At 72.1% G+C, this 19,380-nt stretch carries 18 protein-coding genes; 5 read left to right on the top strand and 13 right to left on the bottom strand.

Going from position 1 to position 19,380, the window contains the following annotated elements; all coding sequences use genetic code 11:
- Nucleotides 1-41: 41 nt before the first annotated feature.
- Complete coding sequence (locus ACFYYF_RS07450; RefSeq protein ID WP_388772359.1) at nucleotides 42-656, bottom strand: hypothetical protein; 615 nt, start codon at nucleotides 654-656, stop codon at nucleotides 42-44.
- A gap of 358 nt (nucleotides 657-1,014) precedes the next feature.
- On the opposite strand from ACFYYF_RS07450, the gene ACFYYF_RS07445 reads away from it, so the two are divergent.
- Entirely contained in the window at nucleotides 1,015-2,256 is a 1,242-nt protein-coding gene (locus tag ACFYYF_RS07445; RefSeq protein WP_388772356.1) for a serine hydrolase domain-containing protein, read from the top strand.
- Between the two features lie 125 nt (nucleotides 2,257-2,381).
- On the opposite strand, the gene ACFYYF_RS07440 is transcribed toward ACFYYF_RS07445, so the two are convergent.
- The gene (locus ACFYYF_RS07440) at nucleotides 2,382-3,425 is read right to left on the bottom strand and encodes an NAD(P)-dependent alcohol dehydrogenase (protein WP_361691319.1); all 1,044 of its coding nucleotides are present in this window, start codon (nucleotides 3,423-3,425) and stop codon (nucleotides 2,382-2,384) included.
- A 173-nt stretch (nucleotides 3,426-3,598) separates the two neighbouring features.
- Here ACFYYF_RS07440 and ACFYYF_RS07435 point away from each other — a divergent pair, with 173 nt between their 5' ends.
- Entirely contained in the window at nucleotides 3,599-4,513 is a 915-nt protein-coding gene (locus ACFYYF_RS07435; protein ID WP_388772353.1) for a helix-turn-helix domain-containing protein, read from the top strand.
- A gap of 69 nt (nucleotides 4,514-4,582) precedes the next feature.
- Here the strand turns inward: ACFYYF_RS07435 and ACFYYF_RS07430 are convergent, their stop codons facing one another.
- From ACFYYF_RS07430 to ACFYYF_RS07410, 5 genes are all read right to left on the bottom strand, one after another.
- Complete coding sequence (locus ACFYYF_RS07430; protein WP_361691324.1) at nucleotides 4,583-5,353, bottom strand: antibiotic biosynthesis monooxygenase; 771 nt, start codon at nucleotides 5,351-5,353, stop codon at nucleotides 4,583-4,585.
- Nucleotides 5,354-5,500: 147 nt separating this feature from the next.
- Nucleotides 5,501-6,184, bottom strand: a complete 684-nt coding sequence (locus ACFYYF_RS07425) for an ABC transporter ATP-binding protein (RefSeq protein WP_388772349.1) — start codon at nucleotides 6,182-6,184, stop codon at nucleotides 5,501-5,503.
- A gap of 41 nt (nucleotides 6,185-6,225) precedes the next feature.
- The gene (locus ACFYYF_RS07420) at nucleotides 6,226-7,707 is read right to left on the bottom strand and encodes an ABC transporter permease (protein ID WP_388772346.1); all 1,482 of its coding nucleotides are present in this window, start codon (nucleotides 7,705-7,707) and stop codon (nucleotides 6,226-6,228) included.
- Nucleotides 7,708-7,897: 190 nt separating this feature from the next.
- Nucleotides 7,898-9,166, bottom strand: coding sequence for an Ig-like domain-containing protein (locus ACFYYF_RS07415; RefSeq protein ID WP_361691333.1), 1,269 nt, complete (start codon nucleotides 9,164-9,166; stop codon nucleotides 7,898-7,900).
- 238 nt (nucleotides 9,167-9,404) lie between these two features.
- Complete coding sequence (locus tag ACFYYF_RS07410; protein ID WP_388772343.1) at nucleotides 9,405-9,749, bottom strand: hypothetical protein; 345 nt, start codon at nucleotides 9,747-9,749, stop codon at nucleotides 9,405-9,407.
- A gap of 110 nt (nucleotides 9,750-9,859) precedes the next feature.
- Between ACFYYF_RS07410 and ACFYYF_RS07405 the strand changes: the two genes are divergently transcribed.
- Both ACFYYF_RS07405 and ACFYYF_RS07400 read left to right on the top strand, forming a co-directional pair.
- Nucleotides 9,860-10,246, top strand: a complete 387-nt coding sequence (locus ACFYYF_RS07405; protein WP_388772341.1) for a hypothetical protein — start codon at nucleotides 9,860-9,862, stop codon at nucleotides 10,244-10,246.
- 38 nt (nucleotides 10,247-10,284) lie between these two features.
- Entirely contained in the window at nucleotides 10,285-11,037 is a 753-nt protein-coding gene (locus ACFYYF_RS07400; RefSeq protein WP_361691342.1) for a DUF2625 family protein, read from the top strand.
- Nucleotides 11,038-11,367: 330 nt separating this feature from the next.
- On the opposite strand, the gene ACFYYF_RS07395 is transcribed toward ACFYYF_RS07400, so the two are convergent.
- The 6 genes from ACFYYF_RS07395 to ACFYYF_RS07370 form a co-directional block, all read right to left on the bottom strand.
- On the bottom strand, nucleotides 11,368-13,179 hold the full coding sequence (locus ACFYYF_RS07395) for a DEAD/DEAH box helicase (protein WP_388772339.1): 1,812 nt from the start codon (nucleotides 13,177-13,179) through the stop codon (nucleotides 11,368-11,370).
- Between the two features lie 133 nt (nucleotides 13,180-13,312).
- The gene (locus ACFYYF_RS07390) at nucleotides 13,313-13,516 is read right to left on the bottom strand and encodes a cold-shock protein (RefSeq protein ID WP_361691350.1); all 204 of its coding nucleotides are present in this window, start codon (nucleotides 13,514-13,516) and stop codon (nucleotides 13,313-13,315) included.
- Between the two features lie 220 nt (nucleotides 13,517-13,736).
- The gene (hutH, locus tag ACFYYF_RS07385) at nucleotides 13,737-15,275 is read right to left on the bottom strand and encodes a histidine ammonia-lyase (protein ID WP_361691475.1); all 1,539 of its coding nucleotides are present in this window, start codon (nucleotides 15,273-15,275) and stop codon (nucleotides 13,737-13,739) included.
- Nucleotides 15,276-15,452: 177 nt separating this feature from the next.
- Nucleotides 15,453-16,607, bottom strand: a complete 1,155-nt coding sequence (locus ACFYYF_RS07380) for a diguanylate cyclase domain-containing protein (RefSeq protein ID WP_388772336.1) — start codon at nucleotides 16,605-16,607, stop codon at nucleotides 15,453-15,455.
- A gap of 84 nt (nucleotides 16,608-16,691) precedes the next feature.
- Nucleotides 16,692-17,519: an enoyl-CoA hydratase-related protein gene (locus ACFYYF_RS07375; RefSeq protein WP_361691356.1), complete on the bottom strand. Its 828-nt coding sequence runs from the start codon at nucleotides 17,517-17,519 to the stop codon at nucleotides 16,692-16,694.
- A gap of 184 nt (nucleotides 17,520-17,703) precedes the next feature.
- On the bottom strand, nucleotides 17,704-18,087 hold the full coding sequence (locus tag ACFYYF_RS07370) for a hypothetical protein (protein ID WP_388772332.1): 384 nt from the start codon (nucleotides 18,085-18,087) through the stop codon (nucleotides 17,704-17,706).
- Between the two features lie 724 nt (nucleotides 18,088-18,811).
- Here ACFYYF_RS07370 and ACFYYF_RS07365 point away from each other — a divergent pair.
- Entirely contained in the window at nucleotides 18,812-19,354 is a 543-nt protein-coding gene (locus ACFYYF_RS07365; protein ID WP_388772330.1) for a hypothetical protein, read from the top strand.
- The last annotated feature ends 26 nt before the right edge of the window (nucleotides 19,355-19,380 follow it).

Below are 19,380 nucleotides of genomic sequence, written 5' to 3'. Positions count from 1 at the left end.
ACGAGCGGGGAAGGCACCCACGGCGGAGGAGATGAGACAGGTCAGTGGGTCTGGAGCAGGCCCGTTGCTCCGCCGATGAACGCGCTGGTCAGCATCGCGGTGATCAGTACGCCCAGCAGGACCCGCAGTGCGCGGGAGCCGGTCCCCGGGCCGGGTCGGGCTCGTGCGGCCGTGGCCGTGGCCATGGCGCCCAGGAGCAGCACCACCAGGCCGAGCAGGGAGAGTGCCAGCCAGCCGAACGTGGCATCCACGCCGATCTGTTCGTAACCGCCGGAGGACGTCCGCCGCAGTGTCGCCGTGCTGCCGACGGGCAGTTCGGTGTCGACCGTGGCGTCGGTGTCCACCACGGTCCCGTCGTCGGAACGGAAGATGCCGTGGCAGTGCGGGTACCTGTGGGCTCCCGTCTCGGTGTACGAGCACGACTGGACGCTGAGGTGACCGGAGGTGCCCGCCACCCCCGTGGCGTAGGCGAGATGCGTCACCGCGAGCCAGGTGACGCAGGTGCCCACGGCGAACAGTCCCGCGATCACGAGCAGCGGGCGTCCCTCTCGCGCCCCTTCCCGCACTCCTTCCCGCGCCTCTGCCATGGGACGGGCCCGGGGCACGGCCCTGAACAAGCCCCGGAGCCGGGTCCAGCGCTTCGTCCGTCCGTTCATCACGTCCCCCTCGCGTCCCCGACCCTCCGGTAACCGGCGGTCCCTCGCGGTACCCGGCGGTCCCTCGCGGTACCCGGCGGTCCCTCGCGGTACCCGGCGGTCCCTCGCGGTACCCGGCGGTCCCTCGCGGTACCCGGCGGTGCCTCGGCGGGCCCCGATTCCCGCGGCGTACAGCAGACACACGAGTGCGGCCGATGGTTGCGGGCCGCGGCGACCGGCGGCACGTCCCGGCTCCCCGTGGCTCCGATCGAGTGGACTTGCCGGAACGCTGATCGGACCGGAGCCCGTGGCGGGGGCGCGGATGGTGGTGTTGCCGTCTGTTCCCGTGACCTGGACCTGATCCGGAAGAGGCGCCCCCATGCGACGTACCTCCTACCGCCGTCCGTTCGCCGCGGCACTGCTCGCGGCGTCCGTACTGGCCCCGATGACGACGACGCCCGCCGCGGCCTTCCACGCGACGGACGTCCGCCCGGCCGGAGCCCACACGGCCGGCGTCCGCGCGACGGGCGCGGGCGGATACGGCGACGACGGCACGGGCAGCAGCCTCGGCCCGGCGCTGACCGCCCGGCTCGACAAGGCCGTCGCGGACGTGCGCAAGCAGGCCGGCATCCCGGGCGTCGTCGTCGGACTGTGGATGCCCGGCAAGGGGAACTACGTCCGCGCGACCGGAGTCGCCGACAAGCGCACCGGCAGGCCGATGTCCGCCGGCGACTACGTCCGGATCGGCAGCGAGACCAAGACCTTCACCGTCACCGCGCTGCTCGAACTCGTCGACCGGCACAAGGTCCGGCTGGACGACCCGATCTCCCGCTACGTCCCCGGCGTGCCCGGCGGCCGCCGGATCACGCTGCGCCAGCTCGCCGAGATGCGCAGCGGACTGTTCCCGTACACCTCCGACGCGGACTTCGAGCACGACCTGCTCAGCGACCCCCAGCGGGTCTTCACCCCGCGCGAGCTGCTGGCGTACGGCTTCAAGCATCCCAACACCTTCGCCCCGGGCGCGCAGTTCGAGTACTCCAACACCAACCTCATCCTGCTGGGCCTGGTCGTGGAGAAGGTCACCGGCCACAAGCTCCGGGACGTCATCGAGCGGCGGGTCCTGCGCCCGGCGCAGCTGCGCCACACGCTGTTCCCGAAGGGGAACGAGTTCCCCAAGCCGCACCCGCAGGGCTACACCAACCAGACGCTGAGCGGCGAGGTCGAGAACTCCACCAACTGGAACCCCAGTTGGGCCTGGGCGGCCGGAGCGATGATCTCGAACCTGCAGGACCTGCGGCACTGGGCCAAGGTCGTCGCCACCGGCACGCTGCTCAGCCCCGAGACCCAGGCACAGCGCCTCAGGACGCTCCCGACCGGCTTCCCGGGAACGACGTACGGCCTCGGCATCTTCAACGCCAGCGGCTGGATCGGGCACAACGGCTCCCTGCCGGGGTACGAGACCGTGACCGTCTACCTGCCCTCGAAGAAGGCCACCCTGGTCGTCATGCTCAACACCGACATCACCTACCAGGGCCAGGAACCGTCCACGCTGGTCGCCAGGGCCGTCACCGAGATCGTCACCCCCGACAACGTCTACGCCGGCGCCGTCGTCAACCCCTGAGACCCGCATCCGAACCCCTGAGGCCCGCATCCGGCAGAAGGGCGCCGTCCCGGTCGTACGACCGGGACGGCGCCCTCGTGGATCACGCTCGGTGAGGCGGCCCGAGCGGCCGCCCCCGGCCGGGGCTAGCGGATCGTGGCCGTGTCGATCACGAAGCGGTAGCGCACGTCGCTGGCCAGGACCCGCTCGTACGCCTCGTTGATCTCGGACGCCTCGATCAGCTCGATCTCGGCGCCGAAGCCGTGCGCGGCGCAGAAGTCCAGCATCTCCTGGGTCTCCTGGATGCCGCCGATGCCGGAGCCCGCGAGGGTCTTGCGGCCGCCGATCACCGAGAACAGGTTGAGCCGGACCGGCTCCTCGGGCGCGCCCACGTTCACGAAGGCGCCGTCCGTGCGCAGCAGCGCGAGGTAGGCGTCCAGGTCCAGCGGGGCCGAGACGGTGGACAGGATCAGGTCGAACGTGCCGCGCAGCGCCTTGAAGGTCTCCGGGTCGCTGGTGGCGTGGTAGTGGTCGGCGCCGAGCTTCAGGCCGTCGTCCTTCTTGCGCAGCGACTGGGAGAGGACGGTGACCTCGGCGCCCAGGGCGTGCGCGATCTTGACGCCCATGTGGCCGAGACCGCCCATGCCGAGAACGGCGACCTTCTTGCCGGGACCGGCGTTCCAGTGCTTGAGCGGGGAGTACGTGGTGATGCCGGCGCAGAGCAGCGGCGCGGCCACGTCCAGGGAGATGCCGTCGGGGATGCGCAGGGTGTAGTTCTCGTCGACGACGATCTTCTGGGAGTAGCCGCCGTAGGTGGGCTCGCCGTCCTTGCCGACGGAGTTGTACGTGCCGACGCCGCCGCCGGTGCAGTACTGCTCCAGACCGGCCAGGCAGTTGTCGCACTCGCGGCAGGAGTCGACGAGGCAGCCGACGCCCACGCGGTCGCCGACCTTGAACTTGGTGACGCCGGGGCCGACCTCTTCGACGATGCCGGCGATCTCGTGGCCCGGGACCATCGGGAAGGCGGCCTTGCCCCAGCCCTCGCGGGCCTGGTGGATGTCGGAGTGGCAGATGCCGGCGAACTTGATGTCGATCAGGACGTCGTGCTCCCTGACCGCGCGACGCTCGATGGTGGTGCGCTCCAGCGGAGCCTTGGCGGCGGGCGCGGCGTACGCAACGACAGTGGTCATGCCGGGGTTCTCCTCGGGAGGGGGGTGGTCCGTGCCCGGCTGTCTCGTCGGGCACGGCGTCCAGCCTGCCCGATCCCCCGCCTGTCACCCAGACCACGGTTCTGCGTACGTTCGCCGGTCCTACCACTGGCAGGGTCAGGCTCGGCGGCGTACGACCCGTTGATACTGGAGGCATGGATGAACAGCCCTCCGCAGAGCCCGCCGGGGAGACGGCCCTCCCCCTGGACCGGCGTGCCGAGCTGAGCGAGTTCCTGCGCAGCCGCCGTGCCCGGCTGAAGCCGGAGGACGTCGGGATGCCCGACTTCGGGCGGCACCGCCGGGTGCCCGGTCTGCGCCGTGAGGAGCTGGCCCAGCTCGCCGGGGTGTCCGTCGCGTACTACACGCGTCTGGAGCAGGGGCACGGGCGCAATGTGTCGGCGGAGGTGCTGGACGCCATCGCGAAGGCGCTGCGGCTGACGGACGCCGAGCACAACCACCTCACGCACCTCGCGAAGCCCAAGCAGCACAAGAAGAAGCAGGCGGCGCGGCCGCAGCAGGTGCGGGGCTCCCTGCGCCAGCTCCTCGACACCCTCGACGGCGTCCCGGCGTACATCACCGGACGGCGCTCCGACGTGCTCGTGTGGAACCGGATGGCCGCGGCCGTCTTCGGCGACTGGTCGGAGCTGCCGCCGCAGGAACGGAACTGGGCGCGGATGGTCTTCCTGCGGCCCGAGTACCGGGACCTGTTCGTGGAGTGGGAGCAGAAGGCGATCGACATCGTGTGTCTGCTGCGCATGGACGCGGGCTGCCATCCGGACGATCCGCGGCTGGCCGCCCTGGTCGGGGAGCTGTCCGTGAAGAGCGAGGACTTCCGGCGGCTGTGGGCGACGCACGACGTGAAGGAGAAGAGCCACGGGGTGAAGCTGCTGCGGCATCCGCTGGTGGGTGACCTGGCGTTGCAGTTCGAGTCGTTCCGGCTGGTCGGTGACAGCGAGCTGGCGCTGGTCACGTATCACGCGGAGCCGGGGTCGGGCTCGGCCGAGGCGCTGCGGCTGCTGGCGTCGTGGGGGACGGACGCGACCCGCGCGGGCACGTCCTCACCCCACTGACGGGGCCCGGCCCACTGAGACGGGGCCCGGCCCACCGACCGGGCCCCCGCGGGCAAAGGCGCGCCCGGCTCAGGGCCGGTACGGCGGCGCGGCCCCCCACGTCCACTTCGGTACGGGCTGCTCCGCCGGCGGCGTCGCGTCCGGGCCGGAGAAGTACACGGCGAGTCTCGTGCCCCACTCGGCGTAGGCGAGGAAGGCGGAGCGGAACTCGGCGTCGGTGGGGAGTCCCGCCTCGTCGGCGGCGTCCTGGAGGAGGTTCACCCAGCGGCGGCGCTGCGGCTCGGTGATGCCCTTGCCCAGGTGTTTGGCGACCATGTGGCCGTGGCCGCCCTGGGTCTCGGAGTATGCAGGGGGTCCGCCGAAGACCTCGCCGAGCCAGAGGGCGACATGGGCGGCGTGTTCGGGCGCGAGGTCCGCGAACAGCGGCGCGAGGAGGTCGTCCTTGAGGACCTTGTCGTAGAACGCCTCGGTGAGACGGGCGAAGGCCTCGGCGCCGCCCGCCCAGGCGTAGAGCGTGGGCACGGAGGCGCCCTGCCCCCGCACGGAGGTCGGTTTGTAGTGGCGCATCTCCTCGATGCTGCCGATGTACGGGCGGATCTCGGCGAGGAAGTCCGCGAAGAGCTCGGAGGCGCGGAAGCCCTCGATGTGGTCCTCGGTCGAGGTCCAGGTGATCCTCAGGATGAAGTGCTCGAAGTCCTCCTCGCAGCGGGCGAGTTCGTAGTCGACGCACTGCGGGGCCGCGGCGAGCTGGACGGCGGCGCGGGTGTAGGCGGCCAGGAACGCGGCCGACTGGTCCTCGGGAATGCGGTACCGGATGTATTCGACTGTCGAGACGGTCATGTCCCCACACAAACACGGAAGGGCCACCGGAAGCTCTGTTTCCGGTGGCCCTTTCGCTGCGGGCTCACTCCAGCGCCGAGGGGCGCGCGAGGCTCACTCCGAGGGGGAGCGAGGCTCACTCCCGCGCCGAGCCGGGCGCGTGCCGCGCTACCGTGCCGCGTTCTCCTTGACGGTGATCTTCCCCTTGCGGATCGTCGCGAGGCGCGGAGCCTTCTTCGCGATCGCGGAGTCGTGCGTGACCATGATGAAGGTCAGCCCGTGCTCCTTCCACATGGCTTCGAGCACCTCCATGATCTCGTCGCGCATGCCCTCGTCGAGGTTGCCGGTGGGCTCGTCGGCGAGCAGCACCTTGGGCTGCTTGACCAGGGCGCGGGCGATCGCCACGCGCTGCTGCTGGCCGCCCGAGAGCTCGGCGGGCAGGTGTCCGAGGCGCTCGGCGAGCCCCACGGACTCCAGGGCCGCGGCGGCCCGCTCACGCCGTTCCTTCGCCTTGATCCGCAGCGGTACGAGCGCGGTCTCGACGTTCTCCTGCGCGGTGAGCGTGGGGATCAGGTTGAAGCTCTGGAACACGAAGCCGATGTTCTCGCTGCGCACCTTGGTGAGCTTGGCCTCGGACAGCTTCGCCATGTCGACGCCGTCGAGTTCGACGCTGCCCGCGGTGGGGCGGTCGAGCCCGCCGAGCATCTGGAGCAGGGTGGACTTGCCGCCGCCGGTGGGGCCCTGGATGACGAGCCGGTCGCCGTCACCGATCGTCAGGTCGATCCCGGCGAGCGCGCTGATCGATTCCTTGCCCCGCGTATAGCGCTTGGTGACGCCTCTGAGTTCGTACATGGTGTTACTCCTGGGATACGTAAGTACGTAAGGGGCGGGGCTTATTCGACGCGGCGCAGCGCGTCGGCGGGACGCAGCCGGGAGGCGCGCCAGCCGCCGAAGGCACCGGCGATCAGGCCACCGGCCACGGCCAGGCCGACCGCGATGACGATGGTGTTGACGCTGACGGGCGCGGTGAGCGCGACGTCGAGGGCCTTGGACGCGCTCTGCCGCGCCGGGCCGCCGAAGCCACCGCCGCCGCCGGGACCGCCACCGCCGGGGCCGCCGCCGAGACCGCCACCGCCGCCCGTGCCGCCCACCTGGGCCTGGAGGGTGGGGCTGATCTCGGTGACGACATAGGCGCCCGCGAGGCCGAGGGCGATGCCGAGGACGCCGCCGACCAGTCCGTTGACGATGGCCTCGCCGACCACCTGGCGGGTCACGCGGCCGGACTTCCAGCCGAGCGCCTTGAGGGTGCCGAACTCGCGCACGCGGCGGGAGACGGCGGAGGAGGTGAGCAGACCGGCGACCAGGAACGCGGCCACGAGCACCGCGATCGACAGCCACTTGCCGACGTTCGAGGCGAGGTTGGAGGCGGTGGACAGGGAGCCGGAGACCGTGTCCGCGAGGTCGGCGGAGGTGGTGACCGTCGTGCCCGAGATGTTCTTCTGGATGGTGCTCTTGACGCCGTCGATCTGCTGCGAGTCGGAGGCCTTGACGTAGATCGTCGTGACCTTGTTCTTGGAGTCGCTGAGCGTCTGCGCCTGCTGGAGCGGGATGTAGAGGTTGGCCGCCGCGTCGCCGCTGTCGGGCGTCGCGATGCCGACGATCTTGAACTTGACGCCCTTGATGGTGACGGTGCCGCCGAGCTTGAGCTTCTTCTCCTTGGCGTACGACTTGTCCGCGACGACGACCTTGGCGTTCGTCTCGGAGGTCTTGAACGTACGACCGCTGGTGATCTTCGACGAGGTCAGCGGGCCCAGGGCCGGCTTGGTGACGTCGGTGCCGTAGACCGAGTAGTTGTTGACGTCGAAGTTGGCTCCGCCGCCCTCGACACGTCCCTGCGGGGACTGCTGGGCGCCGGGGCCGCCCTGCCGGTTGCCGCCGCCGCTGTTCGGGTCCTGCTTGAACTGACCGCGGGTGAACTGGCCGTTGATGCGGATGACCTGGAGGCTCAGGCCGCCGACGGAGTCCGCGACGCCCTTCTGCGCGTCGACCTTGGAGACGGTCGAGGAGGCCAGGGTCTGGAAGCCCTGGACCATGACGCGGTCGCTGCTCTGCTCCTTGTCGGAGTCGCTGTCGTTCGCGTCGAAGTTGAAGCGGGGGCGGTCGCTGGTGTTCTGGGCGGCGGCGGCCTTGGTGACCGTCATGTCGGTACCGAGCCCGTACAGCGACTGCAGGACCTTGCCCTGGGCCTTCTCCATGCCGGAGGACACGGAACTGACCACGATGACCAGGGCGATGCCCAGGGCGAGCCCGGAGGCGACGACGAGGGCCGCCTTTCTGCGGCGGCGCAGTTCGCGCCTCAGGTAGGTGAAGAACATGCGCCGCAAGTTAGTTACGGCGCGTGATGAAGGAATAAGGCCGAAATAAGAGAACCATGAGAAGGCTGTGGCCGGGCCCAGAAATCTTTGGGAGACGCCGATGCGGCGGCGGCCCCTGGGGGCCGCCGCCGCATCGGTGTTCGCTCGCCCGCTGGCGCCCCGGCCTCGGCCGGGCGGTCGCGGCCCTGGGTCAGACGGCCGAACCGGCCTTCCAGGCCGCCCAGTCCAGGTTCCAGCCGTTGAGGCCGTTGTCCGGGGCGATGGTCTTGTCGCCGGTGTTCTTGACGACCACGACGTCACCGATCAGCGAGTGGTTGAAGAACCAGGAAGCCGGGGTGTTGGGGTCGTTGGCGCCCTTGGTGTCGGACAGGCCGACACAGCCGTGGCTGGTGTTGACGGAGCCGAAGATGGACTTCGCGCCCCAGTAGTTGCCGTGGATGAAGGTGCCGGAGTTCGACAGACGCATCGCGTGCGGCACGTCCTTGATGTCGTACTCGCCCTTGCCCTTGTCGTCCGTGAAGCCGACGGTCGAACCGTCCATCCGGGTCTCCTTGAACTTCTCGGAGATCACCATCTGGCCCTGGTACGTCTTGTTCTCGGGAGCGCCCGCGGAGATCGGGATGGTCTTGACGACCTTGCCGTCCTGGGTGACCTTCATCGTCTTGGTGCTGGCGTCGACGATGGAGACCTGGTTACGGCCGATCTTGAAGGTGACCGTCTTCTGCTGCACGCCGAAGACGCCGCTCGCCCCCTCGACCCCGTCGAGGTTCAGCTTCAGGGTGACGGTGGAGCCGCCGGTCCAGTAGTCCTCGGGGCGGAAGTCCAGGCGGTTGGCGCTGAACCAGTGCCCGACGACCTCCTGGCCGCTGCTGGAGCTGACCGTGATCCCCTTCTGCACCGCGGCCTTGTTCGTGATGGCCTTGTCGAAGTTGATCGAGACCGGCATGCCGACGCCGACGGTGGAACCGTCCTCGGGCGTGAAGTTGCCGATGAAGCTGTTGGCCGGGGAGACCGTCGTGAACGACGCGTTCTCGTGGGCCGTGCGGCCCTCGGAGTCGGCGGCCTCGGCGGCGATCTTGTACGTGGTGGCGCGCTCCAGGCGGTTCAGCGGCTTCCAGCTCTTCTTGTCCGCCGATATCTGACCGGCGACGGCGGTGCCGGACGCGGTCTTCATCGTGACGGACGTGAGCGAGCCCTTGCTGACCGTGACGGCGGTGCCGTTGTTGATCGAGGCGTTGTCGGAGCCGTCCTTGGGCGTGATCTTGATCAGGGCCTCGGACGTCTTCTTGGCCGCCGCCTCGTCGACCTTGGCCTGCGACGTGGAGTCGCCGCCGTCCGATGCGCCGGCCTTGTCCCCGTCCCCGCTGCACGCAGAGAGCACCAGCACCCCGCCGAGCAGTGCGGACGCCGCCACAAGACGCTTGCGCCGCTTACTGATCGTCATCACACGCTTCTCCATCGTCGCCGATTCCCAAAAGGACCACGGGACTCCCGTAACCAGTTAGAACGCCGCAACCGGTTACCTCCGTTCCACTTCCCGCAGAAGTGTGTCCCACGCCACGCCCCCTTTCCGGGGCACGGTCCGAAAACGGTACGGAGGCGTGATGCGGGGGTGGTTCGGAGGCGGCCCGGGCCGCGCCGGGGGTAAAGGGCCCCGGACGGCGGCCACCGGCCGGGGTCGTGACTCCCGGACCGCGTCAGCCGCGCACGTCCTCCTCGTCGTCCTCTTCGGCATCATCCTCGTCGATGTCCCAATCCGGCGAATCGGGGTCGTAGTCGATGGGCTCGCTGCTCCACGACGCCTGCGCGAGCTCGACCCCGGGCACCGCACTGACCAGGTCGAACGGGTCCACGAGATAGGCCAGGGCCTCCGCAGTGTCTTCCGTCACTGCGCCCTCGGCGTGCGCCCTCTCGTCGGCCGGCATGTCCGCGTCGTCGCCGATCCGGCCCAGCGCGGCCCGGGTGACGGCGTCGGCATCGTCGATCTCCAGGACGAGTTCGACACGAAGCCGGACAAACTGTGAAGTCTCAGGGGTACTCATGGGAGGGAGCGTACGGCCCGTGGTCTGCGCGACTTTCCCGCGACCCGCGCCTTTCACTAGCATCGGCCCGCACGGCCAATTCGCAAGCGCCACAAGGGGATCGATATTTCGTGTCCGCCGCACGTCGATCGTTGCTGACCGCCACCGCAGCGGGGACCCTCCTGGGTGCCCTGTGGTTCGTCCCGTCCGCCAACGCGACCCAAGACGTACCGTCACCGGCCGCGACGGCGTCGGCGTCCGCGGCACCGACCGACACGTCGACGACGCGGATGTCCGCCGGTCCGGGCACGGCCCGTACGGTCTCCGACGGCGACGGGGCGGACAGCCTTGCCGGCCAGGACGGTCCGCGCACGCTCTCCGGCGACGACGGGACCCGGCTCGCGGACACCGGCGCCGTGAACACCACGCCGTACGTCGTCGGCGGCACGCTCTTCCTCTGCCTGGGCGCCGGATTCGTGGCCTATTCCGTGCGCCGAGAGCGCATGATTGCCTACTGAGCGCATCGACCGCGTCACGGACAACCCACGGGGAAGCCATGCGAGAGCTGAGCGAGCTGACCGACGTCGAGGAACCGGCCTGGCCGCTGCTGTCCAAGACGCTCGCCGCCAGCGGGGTGTCCATGGAGGTTCCTCCCGTGGACCCGGACCTGGCCCGCGCGAGCCTGCTCCAACTCCAGGTCACGGCAAGGTCCTGGCTGGGCGGGATGGTGCTCAACTGCGGCGGCGTGGTGTTGGACAGCGGATGGCTGCGGATCTACGGCAGTCCGGCCGAGGACTCCTCCACGGGACTGCCGGGCGGCTCGACGGACCTGCCCTCGCTGGCCGAAGTCAACGAGTTCCCCGAGTACTTCGATCCCGGCTGGCGCCCGCGGGACGGCGGGCTCGTCGTCGGCCACGACGTGCTGGGCGGGGTGTTCGTCCTCAACGGCGCCGACCCGGAGTCGGTGGGACGTCCCGGTCATCCCGGCGAGGTCGTGTACTTCGCGCCGGACTCACTGAAGTGGGAGGCGCTCGAAGTGGGCCACGGGGAATGGCTCCAGTGGCTCCTGCGCGAGGGCACGGACCATTTCTACGACACTCTGCGCTGGCCCGGCTGGCGGGCCGAGTCCGGCGCCCTCACGGGCACGCAGGGGCTGTCCGTGGTGCCGTTCCTGTGGTCGGCGGAGGCGCGGCGCGACCTGATGTCGACCAGCCGCCGGGCGGTGCCGCTGGCCGAAGTGCTGAGCCTGCACCGGGACTTCGCCCTCAAGCTGGACGGAGTGGACCCGGGCTTCCTCGGCGACGTCTGAACGCCCGCGGCACGAGGCCCGGTCAGGGCGGCAGCGGCAGCGGCAGCGGCAGCGGCAGCGGCAGCGGCACGCAACGATCCATCGCCCCCCGGCAGCCACGGAGACCGAACCGTCTGCTCGGGCGGCCACGGAGACCGAACCCTCTGCTCCGCCGGCCACGGAGACCGAACCCTCCGCTCGGGCAGTCGCGGGGCCGATCCCCGGCTCCAGCAGCCACCCCGCCGGTCCGCGGGCCGGGAGCGGGCCGTTCACGCGACGGCCCCGCAACCCGGGGCGTGAGCCGATGGGTTGCGGGGCCGCGGCGAAGCCGGACGGATCCGGCCGGTCGGGTCAGGCGGCCCTGCGGCCGCCGCCCTGGGCGCCGTTCTGGCCGCCGCGCTGCGAAGCGCGACCGCGCCCGCCGGAGCGACCCGCACCCGCGCCACCACCGGCGTCCGTACGGCGACCGGCGCCGCCGGAGGACTCGCCACGACGACCCGCGCCGGCACCGGCGTCCGCACGACGGCCTCCGGTGCCACCGGTCTCGGTGCGGCGGCCCGCGGCCGCTCCGCCCGCTTCCGCGCGACGGCCGGCACCGGTGCCCGTGCGGCGTCCGGCGGGAGTGCCGCCCGTCGCGGCACCCGCGTCCGTGGCCGGACGTCCGGCGCGCCTGCGGCGCGCCTGACCGTCGGAACCGGTGCTCGCGCGTCCGACCGTGCCGCCGTCGGCGGCGGCCGGGCGCCTGGCCCCGCCGCCGGTGGCCCGCCGCGTCTTGGGCCGTGCCTTCGGCTGCTCGACCGGCTGCGGGACCTCGATGACGACCGGGACGCCGGAGGGCTCGCGGGCGCCGGTGAGACGGGCGAGTTCCTCGTCGCTGGACTTCACGCGGGCGGTGCGCGGCGTGATGCCCGCGTCCGCCATGAGCCGCGTCATCTCACGCTTCTGCTCGGGGAGCACCAGGGTGACGACGCTGCCGGACTCTCCGGCGCGGGCGGTACGGCCGCCGCGGTGGAGGTAGTCCTTGTGGTCGGTCGGCGGGTCGACGTTGACCACGAGGTCGAGGTCGTCGATGTGGATGCCGCGGGCCGCCACGTTGGTGGCCACGAGCGCGGTGACCTGACCGTTCTTGAACTGGTCGAGGGTGCGGTTGCGCTGCGGCTGGCTGCGCCCGCCGTGCAGGGCGGAGGCCCGGACACCGCTGGCGAGCAGCCGCTTGGTGAAGCGGTCCGCGCCGCGCTTGGTGTCGACGAAGAGGATGACCCGGCCGTCGCGGGCGGCGATCCGCAGGGCGACGGCCTTCTTGTCGGTCTCGTCGGCGACGTGCAGCACGTGGTGCTCCATGGTGGTCACCGCGCCCGCGGACGGGTCGACGGAGTGCACCACGGGGTCGGTGAGGAACATCTTGACGAGCCGGTCGATGTTCTTGTCGAGCGTGGCCGAGAACAGCAGCCGCTGGCCGCCGGGCTCGACCTGGTTGAGCAGCGCGACGACCTGCGGCATGAAGCCCATGTCGGCCATCTGGTCGGCCTCGTCCAGCACGGTGATCGCGACCTGGCCGAGGGCGCAGTCGCCCCGCTCGATGAGGTCCTTGAGCCGGCCCGGCGTCGCGACGAGCACCTCGGCTCCGCGGCGCAGGGTGCCGGCCTGCCGGCCGATCGACATCCCGCCGACGGCCGTGGCCACGCGCAGGTTGACGGCGGTGGCGTACGGCGTCAGCGCGTCGTCGACCTGCTGGGCGAGTTCGCGGGTGGGGACGAGGACGAGCGCGAGCGGGTGACGCGGCTCGGCGCGGCGGCCCGCGGTGCGGGCGAGGAGCGCGAGCCCGAAGGCGAGCGTCTTGCCCGAGCCGGTACGTCCGCGGCCGAGCACGTCGCGCCCGGCGAGGGAGTTGGGCAGTGTGGCGCCCTGGATCGGGAACGGCTCGGTGACGCCCTGGGCCGCGAGGGTCTTCGTCAGGGCGGCCGGCATGTCCAGCGCGTCGAACGAGTCGACCGCGGGCAGCGCCGGTGTGATCGTCTCGGGCAGGGAGAACTCCTGCGGAGGCGCGACCTTGCGGGCGCCGGCGCGGCCTGCGCCCCGGCCCGTGCTCCGCGCGGAGCCGCCGGACTGTGCGGCACGTGCGTTCGCCGGCCGCTTACGGACGGGACGTTCGGATCGAGTCATGCTGGATCTGGATTTCCTTCCTGGGCCCACGGACTGCACACACAGCGCTCACCGACTGCATGAGCTGTCACAGCGCTGAGCCGGGACCCGCACCCGAAGGCGCGGGACCCGGCTCTGGAAAAGCGCGTTCGAACTAGGCGGGAACGATGTTCTCCGCCTGCAGGCCCTTCTGGCCCTGCGTGACCTCGAAGGAGACCTTCTGGCCCTCGATGAGCTCACGGAAGCCGGAGCTGGCGATGTTCGAGTAGTGGGCGAAGACGTCCGGGCCGCCGCCGTCCTGCTCGATGAAGCCGAAGCCCTTTTCCGAGTTGAACCACTTCACGGTGCCAGTAGCCATGTTGTTCTCCTGAACAGGTAGTTGGGCCCCCATCCGGAGATGCACCGGGTAAAGCCGGAGATGCCGGTAAAACAAAACGCGCCTGCGGAGGATTCCGATCAGGCGCACAAAGTAAATGGGTACCAAAAACGTATCAATGAGACAGTAGCACACCCTGGTGCGGAGGGGCGAGGAGAGGCATGTGGGCCGGGACACACCCGGCCCACATGCGGGAACTCCGTCAGGCGAGCGGGCCGGTGACCGGCTCCACCGCGGCCACCACACCGCCCGCGCGCACGAACGCGTCGGCCGCCTCCAGGTCGGGGGCGAGGAAGCGGTCCGGGCCGGGGCCCTGGACGCCGGCCGCGCGGACCGCGTCGATGACCGCCCGCGAGGCCGGGGCCGGGGTCAGACCCTCGCGCAGTTCGATCGCGCGGGTGGCGGCGTACAGCTCGATCGCCACGATCCGGGTCAGGTTGTCCACGGAGGTGCGCAGCTTGCGCGCCGCCGACCAGCCCATGGAGACGTGGTCCTCCTGCATGGCGGAGGAGGGGATCGAGTCCGCGGACGCCGGGACGGCGAGCCGCTTCATCTCGCTGACCAGCGCGGCCTGCGTGTACTGGGCGATCATCAGGCCCGAGTCGACGCCGGCGTCGTCCGCGAGGAACGGCGGCAGGCCGTGGCTGCGGTTCTTGTCGAGCAGCCGGTCGGTGCGGCGCTCGGCGATCGAGCCGAGGTCGGCGGCGGCGATGGCGAGGAAGTCGAGGACGTAGGCGACGGGGGCGCCGTGGAAGTTGCCGTTCGACTCGACGCGCCCGTCGGGCAGCACGACCGGGTTGTCGACGGCGGCGGCCAGCTCGCGCTCGGCGACCGTGCGGGCGTGCGCGAGGGTGTCCCGGCCGGCGCCGGCGACCTGCGGGGCGCAGCGCACGGAGTAGGCGTCCTGGACGCGCGGGGCGTCGTCCTGGTGGTGGCCGGTGAGCTCCGAACCCTTCAGCACGGCCAGCATGTTGGCGGCGCTGGCGCTCTGGCCGGGGTGCGGGCGGATGGCGTGCAGCTCGGGGGCGAGGACCTTGTCCGTGCCGAGGAGCGCCTCGAGGGAGAGCGCGGCGGAGACGTCGGCCGACTTGTACAGCGTCTCCAGGTCGGCGAGGGCCATGACCAGCATGCCGAGCATGCCGTCGGTGCCGTTGAGGAGGGCGAGGCCCTCCTTCTCGCGCAGCTCGACGGGGGTGATGCCGGCCTCGGCGAGCAGCTCGCCCGCGGGGCGCACGACGCCGTCGGGGCCTTCGGCGTCGCCCTCGCCCATCAGGGTCAGGGCGCAGTGGGACAGCGGTGCCAGGTCGCCGGAGCAGCCGAGCGAGCCGTACTCGTGGACGACGGGGGTGATGCCCGCGTTCAGGATGTCCGCCATGGTCTGGGCGACCTCGGGCCGCACACCGGTGTGTCCGGAGCAGACGGTCTTGAGGCGCAGGAACATCAGCGCGCGGACGACCTCGCGCTCCACGCGCGGGCCCATGCCGGCGGCGTGCGAGCGGACGATGTTGCGCTGCAGCTGGGCGCGCAGTTCCGGGCTGATGTGCCGGGACGCCAGGGCGCCGAAACCGGTGGAGACGCCGTAGACGGGCTCCGGCTTCGCGGCCAGCGCGTCCACGATCTCGCGGGCCGCGGCGAGGGCCGCCACCGCCGCGTCGGAGAGCTCGATCCGGGCGCCTTCGCGCGCCACGGCGAGAACGTCGGACGCGGTCACTCCGGACGTCCCCACCACCACAGTGTGCATATCCATATTCAGGAGCGTACGCAGTGAATTCGATGGTGTCACTAGTGGGCGGCGGGTTGACCCCTTACTCCGGCGTACGTCACAACGGCGGCTCCGTACGTCGCGACGGCGGCCTCATGGGCCACGGCAGCGGCCTCGTACGTCACCGAGGGCACGGGGTCCGGGGCGGCGGGCACGTCACGCGCGGGGCCTGTCGCGTCCGCGGAACCTGCGGCGTTCGCCCGCCGTGGGCGAGGGCGCGTCCGCGAGGCGTACGACGGGATCGTCGGGGCCCTCGCGCCCGGCGACCACGGGCTTCGCGGCCCGGACGGCCTTCGCGCGGTACTGGGCCGCGTCCGCGAGCCGGAACAGGCGGCGCGCCGACCGTACGGGGCCGATCGCGTCCCCCGTCGAGGCGACCCCGCACGCCACTCCTTCGCCGAGCTCCAACTCGGCCGCCCGGCAGCAGAGTTCGCCGGCGATCCGGACCACGTCGTCCGCCGGCGGGCCCACCGCGAGCAGACAGAACTCGTCGCCGCCCAGCCGTGCCGCGAGGGTGCCGGGGAGCATGGCCCCGCACAGCGAGAGCACCGACCCGAACCGTTCGAGGAGCCGGTCGCCGACGGCGTGCCCCCGGGTGTCGTTGACGCGCTTGAGCCCGTTGAGGTCGCAGACGACCAGACTGACCACGGCGCCCTCCTCCTTGTGCCGCTCCACGGCCTCGTCGAGCCGTACGTCCACGGCCCGGCGGTTGGCGAGCCCGGTCAGGGAGTCGGTGTAGGCGAGACGCCGGGCCTCCTCCAGACGCTCGGTCTGGGCGATCCCGGCCGCGACGACGGAGGCGAGGACGGTCGCGAAGTCGGCGTCCTGCGGGCCGAACACCGGCGCGCCCGCCGCGCGGGCCACGTAGAGCTCGCCCCAGGCCCGGCCGTGCAGCACGATCGGCGCGACGACGCAGCAGCCGCGGCCGCGCCGGCGCAGCGCCGCCACGCGCTGGTGGCAGTAGCCGAAGGCGCCGACCGCGGGGCCGTCGGCGGTCTCGACCCAGGCGTTCGGCTCGCCGCCGCCCGCCCAGCGCTCGTGCAGGAACTCGGTGATCTCGGGGAACTGGTGCACCGGGTAGGCCTCCCCGTCGGGGAACTCGTCCTCGTCCGGGGCCCGGTCGCCCACGTTGGCCAGCACGCGCAGCCGCCCGAGTTCGCGCTCCCACACGGAGAGCGCGGCGAAGCTCCCGGTCAGCGCGTGGCACGCACCGAGCGCCGCGGCGCGCCACGACTCCCGCGGGGTGTGCGCCGCCGCCATCCCCTGCGCCAGCGTCACCACGGCCCTCAGCCGACTGTCCTCACCGCCCATCACCCCAGGCTAGGTATATTTGCCCACAATTGGGATATCGGCGGGGCGAACAGGGGTACGTCCGGCGAGGTCCGGATCCCGGGACTACTCCCCCGGCCACTCCGGCTTGCGCTTCTCGTTGAACGCGGCGACCCCCTCCGCACGGTCCCCGGAGAAGGCGACCGACCGCCAGGCCGCGTCCTCGACCTCCAGACCGGCCCGCAGGTCGAGTCCGTGGCCGAGGCGCAGCGCCCGCTTCGCGGCGCGCAGGCCGACCGGCGAGTTGGCGGCGATACGGGCGGCCAGGGCGAGCGCTTCCGCCGTGTCCCGCCCCGCCTCCACCAGCTCGTCCACCAGCCCCAACTCCCGCGCCTCGGCGGCCTCCAGACGCCGTGCCGAGAAGATGAGCTCGGCCGCGCGCGCGGCCCCGACCCGGCGCGGCAGAAGCTGCGTGCCGCCACCGCCGGGAATCACGCCGACGGACACCTCGGGCAGTCCGACGACCGCGGAACGGTCGGCCACGATCAGGTCGCAGGACAGCGCCAGCTCGAACCCGCCGCCCAGCGCGAAGCCGTGGACGGCGGCGACGGTCGGCATCGGCAGTTCCAGGACGCCGGTGTACGCGGCTCGCGCCAGGGGCCGCTGCCGTACCAGTTCGGCGTCCGTGAAGGAGTTCCGCTCCTTCAGGTCGGCGCCGACGCAGAAGGCACGCTCGTGCGTGGAGGTCAGGACGACCACGCGTACGTCCCGGTCCGCGGCGAGGGCGTCGCAGGCGCCGGCGATCGACCGCGCCATGTCCGTTGACACGGCGTTCATGGCCTTCGGCCGGTCGAGGACCAGCTCGGCGACATGCCCGTGCCGCCGCACGGCCACGAACTCACCGAACCTCCGCTCCCCCGGCTCCGCCACCTGGTCCGCCTCGTGCTGCGCCATGACACCCTCCCGGTTAACGCGGGTTAACAATCGACGCCCCGATCATCGCAGCCGGGGCCGTCCGGCGAAACCCGCCCCCTCGGGACGTACCTCCCCGTTCGAGTGACATGTCGTCGAACTTCGTTTCGCCGCCCTCAGCGGGTGCATAACCTGCGCACCGCCGCAGCGCACCAGGGACACCGGCTCACCGGGGAGGGACGACCATGACGAACCGCGAAACACCGCAGGCCACCAGCACCCGGCCGGGGCCGCGACCCGCACTCACGCGGCCGCCGGCCCAGCGGACGGCCTCCGAGGCCACCGCCGGGGCGGGCGCCTCGCCCGAGCGGCGGTCCGACTCCACGACGGCGGCCGCCGCGCGGACCGGGTCCGCCGCGTCCCCGGCCGCCGGGACGGCACCGGCGGACACCCGGTGGATCCGCGTCAAGCCGCTCAGCAGGGCGATGCGCGCCCCCGCGCCGCCCGACGCCGCCGCCCAGGACGCGCCCACCGCGAAGACGCCCGCCGTCGGAACGCCGGACAGAGCCGCGAAGGTCTGGGCCCCCGCCACCGGGGCGGCGCCGAGCACCCACGGAACGAAAGCCGGGACACGGGCCCAGGAGACCGCGACGCAGACGCGGAAGGCCGGGGCGCAGGCGCCGGGAGCCGGGGCGCAGGCGGCCGAAAAGCGGGCACCCGCACCGGACACCCAGGAGGCCGTGACACAGGCCCTGGAAGCCGGGGGTGCGGCCCGGGAAACCGGGCGTGCGGCTCCGGAAGCCGGGACCACGGCTAGGGAAGCCCAGGCTGAGACCCGGGAAACCAAGACCCTGGCTCCGGAGGCTGGGGCCCTGGCCCGGGAAACCCGGGGTGCGGCCCGGGAAATCGGGGTCGTTTCTCAGGAAACCAAGGCCGTGGCTCAGGAAGCTGGGGCCCTGGTCCGGGAAACCCGGGGTGCGGCCCGGGAAAGCCGGGCCGTACCTCAGGGAACCAAGGCTGTGGCTCCCGAGGCTGGGCCCGTGACCCAGGAATGCCCGGGTGCGACCCGGGACATCGGGGGTGTGGGTTCGGAGGCCCGGACTGCGGCTCGGGGAGCCGGGGGTGCGGGTTCGGAAGCTCGAAGCGGGGCCCCTGTGGACGGGGGTTCGGTAGGTGTTCCGGGGGCGGAGGGTGCTGGTCGGGGGCGAGGGATCGTTCCGGCGCCGCGGGCCGGGGGCGCGAGCGGCACCGCGTACACGTCCGTCGACGACGAGCCCGCACCCGTCCGGCTGCGTACCGTCCGGGGCCGGCACCGCAAGCCCCGCAGGCGCCGGGTGCTCTTCGCCGCGGGAGGGCTCGCGCTCGCCGCGGGGGTGCTGAGCCTCACCCGGATGACGCCGGACGCGGTGACCGGCAGCGCGGGCGGCGGCAACGCGGAGGCCGAACCGGTCGCGACGGCCACGGACAACGGCAAGGCGGACGACGCCGTCCCCACCGTCGCGGCGATGCCCACACCCACACGGGCCGGAGCCGCACCGGCGAGCCCCGCGATGGGCGGGACGAGCCCGGCACCCACCTCGGACACGAGCGGGGTCCCGGCGTCGGTCCGGACACCGGCCGCCACGGCACCGACGGCCCGTGGCGCGGCCCCCGCCGCCACGGCACCGGGCACCACCGGCATCCCCACGGCCCCCGCGACGACACCGCCGCCCGCGCGGCCGACACCGGCGGCCACGGCGCCCGCCGAGGTGCCGCGGCACACCCCGTCCCCGAGCCCGAGCGCCACGGCACCGGGCCACCAGCAGCCGGGCGTGTGCGTACCGATCGTGGGGATCTGCGTGAACGGGCTGCTGTCGTCGGGCCAGGACGGACAGTGACCGGCGGCGGCACCGCGCGGTAACCG

This window comes from Streptomyces sp. NPDC001914, assembly GCF_042891215.1.
Classification (GTDB): Bacteria; Actinomycetota; Actinomycetes; order Streptomycetales; family Streptomycetaceae; genus Streptomyces.
The sequence above is the reverse complement of the archived record's forward strand: the minus strand, read 5'-3'. Positions and strand labels throughout refer to the sequence as shown.